Annotated in this window: 9 protein-coding genes; 5 read left to right on the forward strand and 4 right to left on the reverse strand. The window is 63.5% G+C overall.

Annotated elements, in window-relative coordinates:
• The first annotated feature begins 44 nt into the window (after nucleotides 1-44).
• From FHY18_RS11640 to FHY18_RS11660, 5 genes are all read left to right on the forward strand, one after another.
• On the forward strand, nucleotides 45-2,885 hold the full coding sequence (locus FHY18_RS11640) for a valine--tRNA ligase (protein WP_259155005.1): 2,841 nt from the start codon (nucleotides 45-47) through the stop codon (nucleotides 2,883-2,885).
• 429 nt (nucleotides 2,886-3,314) lie between these two features.
• Nucleotides 3,315-4,562 carry a multifunctional CCA addition/repair protein gene (locus FHY18_RS11645; protein WP_259155008.1) on the forward strand — a complete coding sequence of 416 codons (1,248 nt, stop codon included), beginning with the start codon at nucleotides 3,315-3,317 and terminating at the stop codon, nucleotides 4,560-4,562.
• 176 nt (nucleotides 4,563-4,738) lie between these two features.
• Nucleotides 4,739-4,924, forward strand: a complete 186-nt coding sequence (locus FHY18_RS11650) for a DUF6229 family protein (RefSeq protein ID WP_259155011.1) — start codon at nucleotides 4,739-4,741, stop codon at nucleotides 4,922-4,924.
• 6 nt (nucleotides 4,925-4,930) lie between these two features.
• Nucleotides 4,931-7,804 carry a type 2 lanthipeptide synthetase LanM family protein gene (locus FHY18_RS11655; RefSeq protein WP_259155013.1) on the forward strand — a complete coding sequence of 958 codons (2,874 nt, stop codon included), beginning with the start codon at nucleotides 4,931-4,933 and terminating at the stop codon, nucleotides 7,802-7,804.
• A gap of 5 nt (nucleotides 7,805-7,809) precedes the next feature.
• A complete protein-coding gene (locus FHY18_RS11660) occupies nucleotides 7,810-9,684 on the forward strand; it encodes an ABC transporter ATP-binding protein (protein WP_259155022.1) in 1,875 nt (624 codons plus the stop codon).
• Nucleotides 9,685-9,737: 53 nt separating this feature from the next.
• On the opposite strand, the gene FHY18_RS11665 is transcribed toward FHY18_RS11660, so the two are convergent.
• The 4 genes from FHY18_RS11665 to FHY18_RS11680 form a co-directional block, all read right to left on the reverse strand.
• Nucleotides 9,738-12,314 carry a TonB-dependent receptor gene (locus FHY18_RS11665; RefSeq protein ID WP_259155963.1) on the reverse strand — a complete coding sequence of 859 codons (2,577 nt, stop codon included), beginning with the start codon at nucleotides 12,312-12,314 and terminating at the stop codon, nucleotides 9,738-9,740.
• A 903-nt stretch (nucleotides 12,315-13,217) separates the two neighbouring features.
• A complete protein-coding gene (locus tag FHY18_RS11670) occupies nucleotides 13,218-14,600 on the reverse strand; it encodes a S41 family peptidase (protein WP_259155025.1) in 1,383 nt (460 codons plus the stop codon).
• 324 nt (nucleotides 14,601-14,924) lie between these two features.
• Nucleotides 14,925-16,079, reverse strand: a complete 1,155-nt coding sequence (nagA, locus tag FHY18_RS11675) for an N-acetylglucosamine-6-phosphate deacetylase (protein ID WP_259155044.1) — start codon at nucleotides 16,077-16,079, stop codon at nucleotides 14,925-14,927.
• 2 nt (nucleotides 16,080-16,081) lie between these two features.
• Nucleotides 16,082-17,110: an SIS domain-containing protein gene (locus FHY18_RS11680; RefSeq protein WP_259155045.1), complete on the reverse strand. Its 1,029-nt coding sequence runs from the start codon at nucleotides 17,108-17,110 to the stop codon at nucleotides 16,082-16,084.
• Between the last annotated feature and the right edge of the window lie 4 nt (nucleotides 17,111-17,114).

The following is a 17,114-nucleotide window of genomic DNA, read 5'->3' on the forward strand; positions in this document are numbered from 1 at the left end:
ACGCAACCAATCCCGACTCCCGAACAACGAATCCCCGCCCCACTATGACCACCCTCGCCTCCAGCTACGAACCCTCTTCCTTCGAATCGCGCCTGTACGCGCAGTGGGAGGCGGCCGGTTACTTCGTACCGTCCGGCAAGGGCGAGCCCTACACCGTGCTGCTGCCGCCGCCCAATGTCACCGGGACGCTGCATATGGGCCATGCGTTCCAGCAGACGCTGATGGATGCGCTGGTGCGCTACCACCGCATGCGCGGTTTCGACACGCTGTGGCAGGTGGGCACCGACCATGCCGGCATCGCCACCGAGATGGTGGTGTCGCGCAATCTGGCGCTGGAAGGCAAGGGCGACACGCGCGACTCGCTGGGGCGCGAGGGCTTCATCGCCAAGGTGTGGGAATGGAAGGCCGAATCCGGCGACACCATCGAACGCCAGATGCGCCGCCTGGGCACCTCCAGCGACTGGTCGCGCAGCACCTTCACCATGGACCCGCAGCCGTCGGCCGCGGTCAACCAAGCCTTCGTGCGCTGGTACGAGCAGGGCCTGATCTATCGCGGCCAGCGGCTGGTCAACTGGGACCCGGTGCTGAAGACCGCCATCTCCGATCTGGAAGTGGAAAACGTCGAAGAAGACGGCTTCCTCTGGTCGATCCGCTACCCGCTCGCCGATGGCGTGACCTACGAGCACGTCGAACACGATGCCGACGGCATCGAGACCCTGCGCGAAACCCGCGATTATCTGGTGGTGGCCACCACGCGCCCGGAAACCATGCTGGGCGATACCGCAGTGATGGTGCATCCGGAAGACCCGCGCTACACCACGCTGCACAGCGCCCGCATCGTGCTGCCGCTGACCGGCCGGCACGTGCCAGTGATCACCGACGATTATGTCGACCGCGCCTTCGGCACCGGCGTGGTCAAGGTCACGCCTGCGCATGACTTCAACGATTACCAGGTGGGCGTGCGACATGACCTGCCGCTGATCAATCTGTTCACCGTCACCGCCACCATCAACGAGAATGCGCCGGAGCGTTATCGCGGCCTGGATCGTTATGACGCACGCAAGCTGGTGCTGTCGGAACTGGAAGAGCTGGGCGTATTGGTCGAAACCAAGCCGCACAAGCTGCAGGTGCCGCGCGGCGACCGCACTGGCCAGGTGATCGAGCCGTATCTCACCGACCAGTGGTTCGTCAAAATGGACGCGCTGGCCAGGCGCGGCCTGGAGCTGGTCGAAAGCGGCCAGGTCAAATTCGTGCCGCCGAACTGGATCAACACCTACCGCCACTGGATGGAGAACATCCAGGACTGGTGCATCAGCCGTCAGCTGTGGTGGGGGCATCGCATTCCGGCGTGGTTCGACGAGGCAGGCAAGTGCTATGTCGGCCATGACGAAGCCGAGGTGCGCGCGAAACACGGCCTGGGTGCCGACGTCGCGTTGCACCAGGACAGCGACGTGCTGGAAACCTGGTTCTCCTCGCAGCTGTGGCCGTTCTCCACCCTGGGCTGGCCGGATGCGAACGCGATGGCCGAGCGCGGTTTCGAGCGCTATCTGCCTTCCAGCGTGCTGGTCACCGGCTTCGACATCATCTTCTTCTGGGTGGCGCGCATGATCATGGCCACCGACAGCTTCACCGGCCAGGTGCCGTTCCGCGATGTCTACATCACCGGCCTGATCCGCGATGCGCAGGGCCAGAAGATGTCCAAGTCCAAGGGCAACGTGCTCGATCCGCTGGACATCATCGACGGCATCAGCATCGAAGACCTGGTGGCCAAGCGCACCCACGGGCTGATGCAACCGCGCATGGCCGAGAAGATCGAAAAAGCCACCCGCCGCGAATTCCCGGACGGCATCATCGCCCACGGTGCCGACGCGCTGCGCTTCACCATTGCCGCACTGGCCACGCATGGCCGCGACATCAAGTTGGACCTGGGCCGCGCCGAGGGCTACAAGAACTTCTGCAACAAGCTGTGGAACGCCACGCGCTTTGTGCTGATGAACACCGAGGGCGCGCGCTTTGCCGGCGTGCCGCAACCGCGTACCGAAGCGGAGAAGTGGATTCTGGCGCGGCTGGACAAGGTCACCGCGGAAACGCATGCGCATTACGCCAACTACCGCTTCGACCTGCTGACGCAGTCGTTGTACGAATTTGCCTGGAACGCGTTCTGCGATTGGTTTGTGGAGCTGGCGAAGCCGGCGCTCAACGGTGCAGTGCAGGACAACGACGCCGCGGCCAGCACGCGTCACACCCTGCTGTACGTGCTGGAATCGTTGCTGCGCCTGCTGCACCCGCTCACCCCGTTCGTCACCGAAGAGCTGTGGCAACAGGTCGCGCCGCGCCTGGGCATCACTGCCGCAACGATCTCCCTGCAGACATTCCCGCAGGTTGGCGATGTGGACACCGGCAGCTACGCCAGCGCAGAGGCCGATGTCGAATGGTTGAAGTCGATGGTGTCGGCATTGCGCCGCGTGCGCAGCGAGTTGAACGTGCCGCCGTCCAAGCAGGTGCAGCTGCTGCTGCAGGCCGGCACCGCCGACGACCGCACGCGCGTGGCGCGCTTCGCATCGCAGCTGGCGTTCCTGCTCAAGCTCGAATCCATCGACTGGCTGGACGCCGGCCAGGACACTCCGCCTGCGGCTGCCGCCATCGTGGGCGAACTCACGTTGCTGGTGCCGCTGGCAGGTCTGGTCGACATGGAGGCCGAGCGCACCCGCCTGGACAAGGAGATCAAGCGGGTGGAAAGCGAAATCGGCAAGTGCAACGGCAAACTCGGCAATGCCACCTTCGTGCAGAACGCACCGGCGGCGGTCGTCGAACAGGAGCGCGCGCGCTTGAACGACTGGACCGTGCAATTGACCGGCCTCCGGGAACAACGCGCCAAGATCTGACGCAGCGGATCGTCTCGGTGCGCCGCAACTGCACGGTCACGCATCCGTGCAAGCGGCCACCGATGCGACAGCAACACTGGGCCGGGCACTGGGCGGATCGCTCAGAGCGATGAAGGCATTCACTGCTTGGTGATGCACCGACCATCGTGACCGGCCCTTGGCCGCCCACCGTCGCGGGACCTTCTGCGGCATGGATGCCGCAGAAGAGCCTCCATGGACGGATTCACGGCGTGTCCCGCGATGGTGGGCGGCCAAGGGCCCTGCAGCCAAGTCGCAGACCAGACGCCTGGCGCATCATCCATCCGCAGCAATCGCTTGCAGACACCTATCTACGCGATGCCCCCCGCCGGGCACCACACCCAAGCAAAACCCGACAGCGCTGGCCGCGCGTTGTTTCGACGCAAGCACCGCATCGGGCATCATGGAGCGATGAAGATCTATCTCGTTGGCGGCGCAGTCCGCGATGCCCTGCTTGGCCAGCCGGCCGGCGACCGCGACTGGGTGGTGGTGGGCGCCGATCAGGCGCAGATGCAGGCGCAGGGTTTCAAGGCGGTGGGCAAGGACTTCCCGGTCTTTCTGCATCCGCGCAGCGGAGAGGAGTACGCGTTGGCCCGCACCGAGCGCAAGTCAGGGCGCGGCTACCGCGGCTTCGTGGTGGATGCCGATCCGTCGGTGACGCTGGAAGAAGACCTGCTGCGCCGCGACTTCACCATCAACGCCATGGCGCGCGACGAAGACAGCGGCACCCTGGTGGACCCGTACGGCGGCGCCCGCGATCTGCAGGCGCGCGTGCTGCGGCATGTGGGCCCGGCCTTTGTCGAAGACCCCGTGCGCGTCCTGCGTGCGGCGCGCTTCATGGCGCGGCTGGCACCGCTGGGTTTCAGCATCGCACCGGACACGGCCGCACTGATGCGCGAGATGGCGGCCAGCGGCGAACTGGACAGCCTGGTGCCCGAACGCGTGTGGCAGGAACTGCGCCGTGCGCTGACCTGCGCACAGCCGGCCGCGTTCTTGCGCACCTTGCACGACACCGGTGCGCTGCGCGTCATCCTGCCCGAGCTCGATGCGCTATATGGCGTTCCCCAGCGCGCCGAGTTCCATCCGGAAGTGGATACCGGCCTTCATCAGGAGATGGTCAGCGACATGGCCGCGCGGCTGGCACCGGGCGATGCGCTGATCGGCTTTGCCGCGTTGACCCACGACCTGGGCAAGGCGCTGACTCCGCCGGACGAATGGCCGCGCCACCTGATGCACGAACAGCGCGGCGTTGCCCCGCTGCAGGCGCTGTGCGAACGGCTCAAGGTGCCGCAGGACTATCGCCAGCTCGCAGTCACCGCCTGTCGCGAGCACCTCAACATCCACCGTCTGGCGGAACTGCGCAACCGCACGGTGCACGAACTGCTGGTGCGCTGCGATGCATTCCGTCGACCGGAACGCATCGCGCAACTGGCACTGGTCTGCGAAGCCGACAAGCGCGGCAGGTTGGGCAGCGAAGAGGCCGCCTATCCACAAGGCGAAGAACTGAAGCGCCTCCATGCCGCCGCCCTGGCGATCAACGCGCGCGACCTGGCAGCCGAAGGTCTGCAAGGCCCGCAAATCGGCGAAGCATTGACCAAGGCGCGCATCGCGGCGATTGCACAGGCGCGTGCATCCGGCCGGGACGAGCGCGCCACCTAAGGCAGCCATTTTCAGACGTAAGTATCAGTTTTCAAACCTCTCCGCAGATAGCATCGGAACGCGGCAGCGTCTGCACGCAATTACGCAAGAATCAATACATCTGCGTATTCGTGCCGATACGCGATGTTTGCCGCACCACAAATGTCGCATCTCACTTCAAGACAAAGGATCTGCTCATGAGCGAAGAGACTGGAAACACTCTGGTGGACTATTGGCGCAATCATGCTGGCGATGACAATCCTGCAGGTCCGTTATTCGTCAGCGGCGCGTATGCAGAGGCCGACATCGTTTGCGAGGCCGCAGCAGTGACAGAGCAATGCGGGACGATTTGTACGGGGTCAGCCACGTTCCAGTGCTGTTGAGGCGGCGTGGTCTCCGGCCAGCAAGGCGGTGACTTCGGCACGTCGCTGGATTGCCTGATTTCGTCACCTCTCAAGAAACTGGCAGTCCAGCTTACCCAGATCGCTGCACTCGAACAGGTCGAACGCGAGGTCATCCTCAGGGCAACGCACCAAGCGCTTCTGGCAGTGCTCCACAGCAAACTCACTCGCCTCTTGTTGCTGGAACTCAATGCCGCCCGAGTAAATGCGCAACTCGATGGCGACAGCGCGGAGCAGCGTTGGACAGCATTCGAGCAACTGACTTGTAAACCGGATTACTGGCTGTCGCTGGCGCCGCATTATCCCGGGCTGATCGAACGTATCGATACTTTGGTTTCACACCGCTGCGCTGCAGCGCACATGTTTGCACACCGATGGTGCAGCGACCGGCACCTTTTGACGCCCTTGCTGCATAACGCTAGCGGTTTGCTGCTAGAAGTCACTTTCGGAGCGGGCGACAGCCATTGCAGTGGCCAGAGCGTGGCGCTGCTGCGTTGCACTGGCGGTCGGCTGGTCTACAAACCAAGATCGGTCGCAATCGATCTGGCACTTGCGCGATTTATCGAAGTGCTCAGCGAGCGCATCGTTACCACTATGCACGTGCCCAACGCCGTCGACCGCAGTGACTACGGCTGGGTAGAATTCGTCGCTCATCGGCAGGCAGATACACTGTCCGAGCAACGGGATTTTTATCGCGCCAGCGGCCACTGGCTGGCGGTCATGAGGTTGCTTGCGGGCACCGATTTGCATGCAGGAAATCTCATCGCCCATGGCTCCGCACCGACTGTCATCGACTGCGAAACGCTTTTCACACCGCGCCTGCCCGCCCCGGCATCAGGTCTTGGCGAAGCGGCGGATCGGGTTGCCGCCACCGTTGCAGGCACCGCCGCCAATATCGGGATGTTGCCTAGCCGTGCAACCGGTCTTGGATGGCGTGGGGCGGATCATTCCGCACTGGGTTCAATCCCCGGACAGCAGCCAAGCGTAGCGCGGCCCGCAATGATCGATGCGGGCACGGACAAGGCACGCATCGGGCTCGGCGAAGCAGGCATAACGCTTGAGTCACAGAATCTCCCGAGTGCGCGCCCCGAGCTCGCACGCCATTGGCCCGACGTATTGGCTGGCTTTGGCGAAATGACGCAGCTACTCCAAGAACTGGATGCGCTTGATGCATTAGCGCCGCATTTGGAAGGATTCGCTGGATGCGTCGTCCGCTTCGTTGCACGGCCAACCGAGACCTATGCAGAAATCGGCCGCATGCTTTGGCATCCCGTATCGCTGCACAATCCCGGGCAGGCACGCCAGCGCGCCTTTTCGTTGATGTTGCGCATGGCCGACAATGTAGGATCGGTACCAAAGGATCCACGCATCCTCAACGCCGAGATCGACGATCTGCTAAACGGTGACATCCCATATTTCTCCGCCAGTACCGAGGATGGCTGCCTGTCAGGCCCGGGAAATACACGCTGGAAGATCGCTGACAACCTGATCGCTGCAGCAATTAACGATTGGCGCAGTGCCGACATCGCGCTTGAGCGCGAGGTGATCCAGGCCTCACTTGTCAGTGCATTCGTCAATGACGGATGGATGCCGGAAGACCGCTCACTTCTGCCTGCGACGCCCCGCCAAGACGATACCGAATATCGACGGCGGCAACAGCTCCAAGCGCTCATGCGTCAGTTGGTTGGGAGTGCCGTCCTTGGCAAAGATGGCAGCATTGCGTGGCTGGCCCCGGTGCTGTCGGCCAATGGCTGGTCGGTGCAACCGCTCGGACCTGACGTCTATAACGGTACTGCCGGGATGGCACTCTTGCTTGCTGCCTATCGCAGGGAGTCTGCGGAAGGTCGCGCCGATCCAGTCGACGGTGTCGAGCATTGCTTGCAAGCTTGCATTACCACGATGACGATGGGTGATGCGAAACGGAGCCGGCTCCTGCGCGATGGAATCCGCTTCCGCCCGTTGCCGCCTGGCGGCTACATCGGACTGGGGTCACAGCTTTGGGCGTATCTGGTACTCGCAGATTTTGGCGTCGACACAGCACTGGACCATGCTGTAGCGCTTGCGCAAGAGCTTCCCGATGCCGCGCAGTCCGACGAGGTCTTCGATATCCTGACCGGTTGTGCCGGTGCGATCGTACCGATGCTGGCATTGGCCAGACAGACTCAAAATCAGCGCCACCTTGAAATAGCCGTACTGCTCGGCAACCTAATATGCAAGGCGGGAACGCGCAATGGCGAAGCCATGCACTGGGTCCACACACGTTGGCCCAACGGTGTTGGCGGTTTTGCCCATGGTGTCACCGGGATCGGCTGGGCGTTGACCAAGCTGGCACGGGCAACCGGATGCCAGCTGCATACGGACTGTGCGCAGGCAGCGTTCGCGTTTGAAGATGGTCTTTACGACGATGTGCATGGCAACTGGCGCGATATGCGCATGCTGGCAGGAAATCCGACGGCCGCTGCGTGGTGCCACGGTGCCGTGGGGATCGGCTTGGCACACGCGGATCTTGACCCACAGCTGACACATACGCGTACCCGCGAGACGCTACGCATCGCCATTGACGCAACACGCCGCCAAGGGCTCGGCTGGAATCACTGCGCCTGCCACGGCGATCTTGGCGCGTGGGAACTGTTCGACGTGGCCGCGCGACTGCAACCGGAGAATTACCGCGACATAGCGGGTGAATTGCTTGGTAGCGTACTGACCAGCATTGAAGAACATGGCGCTTGTTGCGGTCTGCTGCGCGACACACGTTCTCCTGGCTTGATGCCTGGCCTGGGTGGAATCGCCTACCAGTTGCTCAGAATGCATCCGAACCATCGCATTCCATCGATCCTGATGCAGGGAGGATTGGGAATCTAACGTCTATGGCACACGATTCCGGACAGATTCAAAGCCCTTACTGGCGCATCGCAACTGACGCTTCCGCTTTGGATCTGGGCGCAATTCTCATGCGACTCGCCGGAGCGATCCGACCCGTTGTGGTGATGGCCCGCCAGGCTGCGCCGAAAGCAATGCACCTGCTCGTCGCCAGCCAGCTAGTGTCGGCGGCAGCCGCAGTCTGGGGATTACTGCTGCTAAAACAGGTGTTGACCGTGTTGCTGCCTGGCGTCGCTGCCACCGACTGGGGCGCACAGCTGCTGCCGATCGGTGCACTCCTACTGCTCGCGCATCTGATGAAGGTCGGTGCGCACGCCGTCGGCCTTTCGGCGCAAGCTCAGTTGGTGCCCAAGGTTAGGCATCTGGCTGACGATCAAATTCTGGCCGCCAGCCTGTCGATTGATCTGGTGGCATTCGACGATCCGCACTTCTTCGATCGCATGCAACGCGCGCGCGATCGCGGTGCACTGCATATCGAGCGCGTGACAGTCTGCTTGGCGGAAGCGCTGTCTGCGCTGCTGTCCGTTGTGGCCGCTTCGCTTGCTTTGCTGTGGCTACACCCGCTACTGCTTTTCGCCATGTTAATGGCTTTCATCCCAGAAGGATGGGCCGCGCTTGCAGCGGCAAGGCTGCACTATTCGGGGATGGATAGGACGATCGCCCTCACCAGGCACGCGCGGATGATTTCCGAGCTTGCCACGTCGCGCGACGCAGCAGCAGAGATACGTGCATGCCAGGCGCAAGAATATGTCCTTGATCAACATCGGCGCAGCGCAATTCCGCTACAGGAGCATCTGACTACTCAGTCAACATTGGAAGCACGAACGCTCTTGCGCGGCCGTCTGCTGTCGCTGCTCGGATTGCTACTCACCTTCGGCTGCCTTGCCGCGATGCTGCATGCGGGCTGGCTGAACTTGGCGTTGGCTGGCACTGCCATCGTCGCCATTCAGGTCACCACCAGTGCATTCGCACAATGCCTGCGCATGCTGCACGAGATTTCGGAGCGTGCGCTCTACGTGGACGATTACCACGACTTTCTTGAATTGGCGAAGGCACAGCGCACCATGGGTGGCAACATGCTGCCCACCCTGCAACCACACGAGATCGTGCTGGAAGATGTAGGCTTCCACTATCCTGGCATGATGGGACGTGTTGCACTGAAGGACATCTCGCTGTCCATTCAAGCAGGTCAGACGGTGGCGCTGGTTGGCGAAAACGGGTCAGGGAAAACAACCCTGGCCAAGTTGATCTCAGGACTCTACAAACCGACCAACGGTACGATCCGCTGGGATGATTGCGATCTCCACCAACTTCAGACAGAGGCATTACGCGACCGGATAAGCATTGTCCTGCAGCATCCATTGCGCTGGCCTGGCACCGTTCGCGACAACATCCGCCTGGGTCAACCGACACGTCACGACCCAATGGATGAAGCCCTGCATCAAGCGGCTGTGCGTGCTCAAGCGATTGACGTGATAGAGGGACTGCCTGACGGCTGGGGCTGTCTTCTATCGCGCGAATTCATCGGTGGCCATGACTTGTCCAGTGGTCAATGGCAACGACTTGCGGTCGCGCGCGGCATCTTCCGCGATGCACCGCTGGTGATCTGGGACGAACCCACTGCCCCACTTGATGCAAAGGCGGAGCATGCGGTCTTCCAGTCTTTGCGTGAACTTGGACGCGGGCGCACGGTGGTACTTATCACCCACCGTTTAGCCAGCGTGCGCGAAGCGGACCGGATCTTTTTCCTGAAAGGCGGCCGTTTGGTCGAGCAGGGCACCCACACCGAACTGATGCAATACGGCTGCGCCTATGCGGAACTCTATCGTTTGCAGGCAAGAAATAATGGCACAAGTGGCTGAATGCAACGCCTTCCGAAGCGGCGGCGCTCCAGCGGCCGCTCCGGAAGCAACGCTCACATCTTGAAATTCAGGCTCAGCATGAAGGAGCGGCCGTTCTTGTAGATGTAGTACGGCTGGTTCTTGTTGCCGATGTAGCTGAAGTAGGTCTCGTCCAGCAGGTTGGTGGCTTCCAGCGCCACGCGTAGCCGCTCGGTGGCCTGATAGCCGAACGAGGCATCGACCTGGGTGAAGGCATCGGTCATCTGCTGGCCGTTGAGCCGACCGATCTGGGTGAAGTACTCCGAGCGCCAGCCCAGATTGACGCGCGCGCTCCACTTGCCCTGCTCGTAGTACGGGCTGATGTTGTAGGCATTGCGCGAGTTGTACGGCAGGCTGTAGTCGCCGTCGGTGTTGGAATCGGAATACGTGTAGTTGGCGACCACACCGAAGCCGTTGCCGAAGTTGTGCTGCAGATTGAGCGCCACGCCCTGCACCTTGGCGTCGCCGGCATTGGTCGGCACCGAGGTCTGGTAGGTGCTCGAGCCGCCGGTGGCGTTGTTGAAGAACACCCGGTCCTGCACCGTGGTCAGGATGTAGTTGGAGATATCGCGCGAGAAGAACTCGCCGCTGAGCAGGCTGCTGTCGGAGAAGTACCACTCCACCGACGCACCGAGGTTGGTCGACTCGTAGGGACTCAAACCGGGGTTGCCGGTGGACGCGGTCAACGTGGTGTCGTCGGTGGCCACGTACGGCGTCATGTTGGTGTAACGCGGTCGCGCGATGACCTTGGAGGCGGCAAAGCGCAGCATCAGATCGTCGCGCAAGTCGTAGGCGATATTGAAGGCCGGCAACCACTTGCCGTAGCTGCTGAGAAAATTCACCGGCGTGTAGCTGCCGCCTGGTGCATAACTGAAGCCATCGGTAGAGTCGCGCGTGTGCACGTAGCGCACACCGATATTGCCGCGATAGCGCTCGCCGGAAAAGTTGCCCTGCAGGAACCATGCACGGTTCTGCTCTTGGATGCTGTAGTTGCCGGCGTAGCTGATCGGTAGGCCGTCATCGCCTTCCAGCCCGCCGATATAGCGGCTGATGGCACCGCGATTGATGGTGGACCAACGTTGCATGTCGGCGCTGGTGGACAGGCCATCCAGGTAGCCGGACGGCGTGGCGCCCGGCGAAAAATCCGCCAGCGTGCTGCCATCGTTCGGCGCCCAGGTGCGGCTATAGGATGACTGTCCGGTAGCGTGGTTGGTGAGCTTGATGCCGGTGAGGATCTGCGTGAACGGCCCCCACTCCACCGCATGGTCGAAATCCAGCTGCAGGTAACGCTCCTTGTCGTACTGCGGGCTATGGCTGGCCGAGGCATTGTTGAGTTGCATCGCCGCCGCGTTGGTGGGGTCGGTGCTGTAGTCCATCGCGGTGCGACGCCCGTCGATGTTGTAGCTGTACCCGGCAAGATTGCGGAACTGGATGCCGTAGATGCGCTCGGCACCGCCTTGCGAGCTGGTGTAGCCCACCTGGCTCGAGGCATTCCAGCCATCGCCATGCCAGTCGGCACGCAAATGGATGCTGCCGGTGGTGACATCGCTGTTGCGCAAGTAGCCGTCCAGATAGGTGTTGGACTGGTCGCCGAAGGTGCCCGAAGTGGCCACGCCGTTTTCGAAGCCCAATGCCTGCGCGTCGCCTGGATTGGAGCCCCAATAACCGTAACGGCTCTGGTTGTAGTTGTCGAAATTCTCGGTGACGTACAGACCGGTCAGGTTGAGCTCGAAATCGGCATCGGGCTTCCACTGCAGCGCAGCGCTGATGCCATCGCGTTTACGCGTCTGCTGGAACAACGCGGTGTTGATCGAGGTGGGAAACACGCCGGTGTTGTTGCCGACCACCGCAGGCGGAAACGCGGCGCCAGCGACATCGTCGTAACCGAAGATCTCCACGCCCTCGCGGCGCAGCACACGCTGGGAGTGCATCACCGACGTCAGTACGCCGAAGGTGTCGTCCTGGTTCTTCCAGCTATACAGCGCCGATGCGTTGGGCTTGCCTTCTTCAGACCGGTCGTTATAGCCGTAGCTCACCGTACCGGTCAGCGTATTGCGCTCCAGCTCCAGCGGTTTGCGCGTGTGCACGATCACCGTGCCACCGATGGAGCCTTCGTCGATGCGCGCTTCCGGCGTCTTGTAGACCTCCATCAGGCCGACCACTTCCGGCGCCAGCGTGCTGTAGTTGAACGAGCGGCTGTCCGGGTCGTTGGGGTCGCCACCCCAACTGGTAGAGGCAATGGTCTGGCCATTGAGCAGCACGCGGTTGAGCGCCGGGTCGGTGCCGAGAATGCTGACCTTCTCGCCTTCGCCGAACTGGCGATCGACGGTGATGCCCGAGAGCCGCGACAGCGACTCGGCCACGTTGGTGTCGGGGAATTTGCCGATGTCTTCGGCGCTGATCGCATCGACGATCGCATCGGCATTGCGCTTGACGTTGAGCGCCTTGCCCAGGCTGGCCTGGTAACCCACCACCTTGACTTCGTCCAGCGTGGAGACCGAAGGATTGGCTGGTGCCTGTTGCTGCGATGGCGCGACGACGGGCTGTTGCTGTGCGGGTGCAGGGTCGGGCTGTTGCTGCGCAGAAGCGGGAAGTGCCAGTACGCCGCCCATTGCGGCGCCACCGATCAGCAGGCCGCGCACCGCCGCGCCCAATCGCGCGGGTTGCGGCCAATGCCTCGATGCAGCCTTGCTCGAGCAAGCACTGTGCGCATGTGCTGGATTGGCTTGGAGAGCCTTCGTCAAGCGCAATTTGAAGGGGGCCTGCGGCGCTGCGCAGAGACGATGGCGCATGTCGATTGACTGTGCAGTGGGCAGGCGTGGTGCGGCAATAGACAACGAAAACAGACGGGGAAACAGCATTACGTTGACCTCGTGGCTGATGCGTCAGGTCGCAACCGGTGGGTTGCACTAAAGCGCGCCATACGCGCCGTGCTGCGATCCGTCCCCTGTGCCGGATCGCAAGCAGCGATCCGCGCGGCTCTACAACGCGTGCGGATCGAGGCACCAACCCATGCATGGCTGGCGCAGTGATGTGTTCGACTGGAACAGGCTCCTGCTCTCTGACAACGTTATCAGTGAAGGTGCCTTCCGATAGTGGCACTGTCAACCAACGGTCAGAAATGCCTGGATTTATGCGAGATACGTCGTGGTCGCCGTCGATTATGGAATAGCTGCGTGACCCGCATCGCAGTCCTGACGGCGGCACATGCAGACCACTGCGCCAGTCAGCTTGACGTGGGAAGGCTGCGCAGCGAAATGTTGCGATGCAAGACGCGGGGCCGGCGTGGTGTGGTACACGCATCGACACGCAACTGAGTGTCTCGGTTCGCCACGCCTGTGGGCCTGCGAGCAGGATGGTCGCCACAGTGCCGACGTCGACCTATGTAGCGCGATCACAAGAAGCGATTGGCATCGATTGGTTCGCGCGAGCTTGGACGCAAGCTTCGCCTTTCCGCTCGCACCTGCATACATCACACAGACGCTCCCGCGATCACCTGTTGACGGGGCTCGGCATCAATGCGTTTGCGCGCACCGCTGCGTCCGCAGCCACTGCGCCGCCGCAGCGATGGCATCGACCTGCGGATCCAGCACAACGTCCGGTTGCAATGCGCCATCCAGACGCTGTGCATTGCGGTCCTGCGTCGCGGTGCTGGCAACTGCAAGAACGCCACCACCGGGCAGATCGACCGAACGATTACCGGTGGTCTGCCCCGCACTCGGCTGGCCGAAACTGCGCGTTGCCGGCCGCCCCCGGAACGCGATGGCGACCATTTCGCCCGCGCTTGCCGTGTGCGGCCCGATCAGCACAGCGACCGGCTGCTCGGTTTGCGAGGAATGTGCACTCCCCATCGTCGGCACGGCTCTCGCGTTCCAGGGTGTCTGCTTGCCGGTTGAGTCGACGAAGTACCCGAGCAACTGGTCACCCAGCAACGATTGCAACCCGTTGACCATCGGCCACATCGTGCCGCCGGTGTTCTGTCGCAGATCGATGACCCATCCGCAGCGCGCTTGCGATGCCATGCCATCCAGCGCGGCGGCAAGCGCGCGTTGATAGGCACCCCTGACATCACCGGACGAGGTCATCAGGCCGGTCACCTCGACATAGCCCACATCCGACGGCAGCAAGCGTGCCTGCACTGCGGGTCGCCCGGCGGCGTGTGACTCCATCTGGCGCTGCGCCGTGGGACGTATCAGGAAGCTGTGGCCGTCATCGAGCTCGGCGATCAGCGCATCGATGGCGGCGTACGCGTCGGCTTCGCGCATGCCTGCGGCCTGCGCGCGCAGCTGTGGCTCGCGGGTGGCCCAGTCGATGCGGGTGCGCTGCAGTGCGTGGTCACGGATGGCCGGGATGGCAACGTCGAGGATCGCGGACGCCGGTGCAGCATCGACGATGGCTTGCGCCACCAGCCGCAAGCCGGTCACCTCGACCGCACCATCCCCTCGCAGCACCACGCCGACTGCCAATCGACTTGCTTGCGAGGGAATCTGCATCGCAATGCGGCGCTGTGCCTGGGCATTGCCACTCACCCGATCAGCCTGCGAGGTTTCGAATGCCAGGACCTTGCCCTGCGCATCGACTGCGCGCATCCACAGGTTTGCTCCCTGCATCGCTTGAGATGCCTGCAAAAGGCCGTCCAGCGCCAGCGACTGACCACGCAGCGCGGTGGCATCCAGTTGCACGGCCACCGCACCGAAGGCGGCCGTGCGATTGGCACGGGCGGTCAGACGCAGCCGGGCGCCCTCGGCCGTCTGCACATCCCCCTGCGCTCCATCCAATTGGTAGTCCGTGCCGCCGGCAACCAGCCGCCAACCGGCGGAATCGGCAGCGGCAGCGGTCACGTGCATGCAGAACAGCAACCACCCCACCAACCACCAGCGCATCCGTGCGTTGCTCATCGGTACTGCCTTGTCCTTGAGTTGATCGCAACTCTAGCAGCCACGGCGTGCCACGAGTGGACGGCAACGCCACCCACGCGCAGCGACCATGATTCGGCCACTGATCTGCACGCAAAGATAGAGGCGCCGCAACCTGTCTGGACGGGTGCCTGACCGACATATCGCCGCTGTTGTAGCGACGGCAATGCCTGAACAACCATGCAGGCGAGCAAGGACGCTCCAACGTCAGCACTGCGCCCGGACACGCCAGACGTCATTGCCATCTGCAGGTCCAGCCCGTGGAATGCACCTGCCGGAAAGCAGGCGCAACCACCATGCGCGGCGTCAGCCGCGCTGTCCGGCGACCCAGGTGGCCAGCACGTGCACATCGGCATCCACCAGGACCAGATCGGCCTGGTAGCCGGGTGCGATGCGGCCCAGGCGTTCGCCCAGGCCGATGCATTGCGCCGGATACGTGGACGCCATGCGCGCGGCTTCGGCCAGGTCCACACCCAGCCAGCGCACGCTGTTGCGCACGGCCGTGGCCATGTCCAGCGCCGAGCCGGCCAGGGCGCCATCGGCATTGCGCACCACGCCGTCGACGGCGGTGATGGTTTCGCCGTACAGGTCGAAGCTGGGGCTGTCACTGCCGACCATCGGCATGGCATCGGTGACCAGCAGCAGCTTGCCGCGCGGCTTGGCCGCCAGCGCCACGCGCAGGCTGGCCGGGTGCACGTGCACGCCATCGACGATGACGCCGCACCACACATCGGGGTCTTCCAACGCGGCGCCGACCGCGCTGGGCTCGCGCCCGGCCAGCTGCGACATCGCGTTGTACAGATGGGTGAAACCGCTGACGCCGGCGGCAATGCCGTCGCGCGCCTGCTCGTAGCTGGCCGCGGTGTGGCCGGCGAACACGATCGCACCGCCGGCAACGAAGGCGCGGATGTCATCCAGCGGCACGCGCTCGGGCGCAAGCGTGATCAGGGTGACGCCGTTGTCCAGCGAGGTATCGACGGCGATTTCTTGCGCGTCGGGCAGGCGGAACTTGTGCGCGTCGTGGGTGCCCTTGCGCGCGGGGCTCAGGTACGGGCCTTCCAGATGGATGCCGAGAACGCCGGGCACGCCTTGTGCGATGGCCTGGCGCGTGGCGTCGATCGCCTCGGCCATCACCTGCGCGGTGTCGCTGATCAGCGTCGGCAGCATGCCGGTGGTGCCGAAGCGGCGGTGCGCTGCGGCAATCGTGGCCAGCGCCTGCGGGTCGCGCGCGTTGTTGAACAACACGCCACCACCGCCGTTGACCTGGATGTCGATGAAGCCGGGCAACAAGGTCGCGCCGGCCAGATCCACGCGAGCGGCCGCCTGCGCGACACGCGCATCGTCTGCCGCAACGACGGCCTGGATTTGCGCACCGTCCAGCAGCACGACCAGACCATCCTGCAGGCCGTCATCGGTAAGTACGCGTGCGTTGCACAACGCCTGAATCGGAGAAGCATCCATGTTCAAACTGTTTCCGTAACCTTGTTCAAGTGCGGCGGCAGATCGGGATTGTGGCCGCGCTGCAGTGCCAGCGCATTGATCGCGCGGTAGAAGCTCTGCACGGTCAGCAGCGGCGCGCACGCCGGGTGCGCGGCATCGGCCAGCGGCAGATCGCCATCGGGCGCGGCCAGCCACACCTGCGCGCCACGTGCGCGGAATTCTTCGGCCAGCGCGCGCGTGCCTGCACCGGTTTCGTCGGGCTGCGCAAACACCAGCACCGGAAAGCCCGGGCCGACCAATGCCATCGGCCCGTGTTTGACCTCCGCGGAGCTGTAGGCCTCGGCATGCAGGCCGCAGGTTTCCTTGAACTTCAATGCCGCTTCCTGCGCCGCACCCAGGCCCAGCCCGCGGCCAAGCACGAACAGGTTATGTGCGGGCGTCAGACCGGTGGTCAGCGCGGACCAGTCGGCCTGCCAGGCGCTGCGCAACTGTTGCGGCAACGCGTCCACTGCGGCGAGCAATGCGGGGTCGTTCTTCCACACCGCACCCAGGTGCAGCACCGCGGCGAGCGAGGCGAGGTAACTCTTGGTGGCAGCAACGCTTTTTTCCGGGCCGGCACCGAGCGCAATCACCACATCGGCCAGCTGCGCCAGCGGCGAATCTTCCACATTGACCAGGGCCACCACGCGCGCACCGGCGAGTTTGGCGGCCTCGGCATTGCGCAGCAGATCAGGGCTTTTGCCCGATTGCGAAATCACGATGTACAGCGCGCCACGCAGTTGCAGTGGTGCCGCGTAAACCGAGCCCACCGATGGCGATGCGGAGGCGGTGACGATGCCCAGCTGGGTCTCGAACAGGTACTTGGCATAGGTCGCTGCGTGATCGGAGCTGCCGCGCGCGCAGGTCACCACGAACGGCGGCGGGTTATCGCGCAACGACTGCGCAAGCGCAGCGATGGTGTCGGCATTGCGCGCGAATTGTGCGGCGACCACATCGGCGGTCTGCGCGGCTTCGCGGAACATCAAGGTCTGCGTTTCGGTGGGGAGGCTCATCGGG

Source organism: Xanthomonas sp. 3793 (assembly GCF_024806835.1).
Classification (GTDB): Bacteria; Pseudomonadota; Gammaproteobacteria; order Xanthomonadales; family Xanthomonadaceae; genus Xanthomonas; species Xanthomonas arboricola_F.

What these genes read in the sequence shown, in the direction of transcription:
- FHY18_RS11665 (WP_259155963.1), bottom strand. Translation starts at nt 12,314, where the DNA reads ATGGGCGGCGTACTGGCACTTCCCGCTTCTGCGCAGCAACAGCCCGAC.
- FHY18_RS11660 (WP_259155022.1), top strand. Translation starts at nt 7,810, where the DNA reads ATGGCACACGATTCCGGACAGATTCAAAGCCCTTACTGGCGCATCGCA.
- FHY18_RS11650 (WP_259155011.1), top strand. Translation starts at nt 4,739, where the DNA reads ATGAGCGAAGAGACTGGAAACACTCTGGTGGACTATTGGCGCAATCAT.
- FHY18_RS11640 (WP_259155005.1), top strand. Translation starts at nt 45, where the DNA reads ATGACCACCCTCGCCTCCAGCTACGAACCCTCTTCCTTCGAATCGCGC.
- nagA (WP_259155044.1), bottom strand. Translation starts at nt 16,079, where the DNA reads ATGGATGCTTCTCCGATTCAGGCGTTGTGCAACGCACGCGTACTTACC.
- FHY18_RS11680 (WP_259155045.1), bottom strand. Translation starts at nt 17,110, where the DNA reads ATGAGCCTCCCCACCGAAACGCAGACCTTGATGTTCCGCGAAGCCGCG.
- FHY18_RS11645 (WP_259155008.1), top strand. Translation starts at nt 3,315, where the DNA reads ATGAAGATCTATCTCGTTGGCGGCGCAGTCCGCGATGCCCTGCTTGGC.
- FHY18_RS11670 (WP_259155025.1), bottom strand. Translation starts at nt 14,600, where the DNA reads ATGAGCAACGCACGGATGCGCTGGTGGTTGGTGGGGTGGTTGCTGTTC.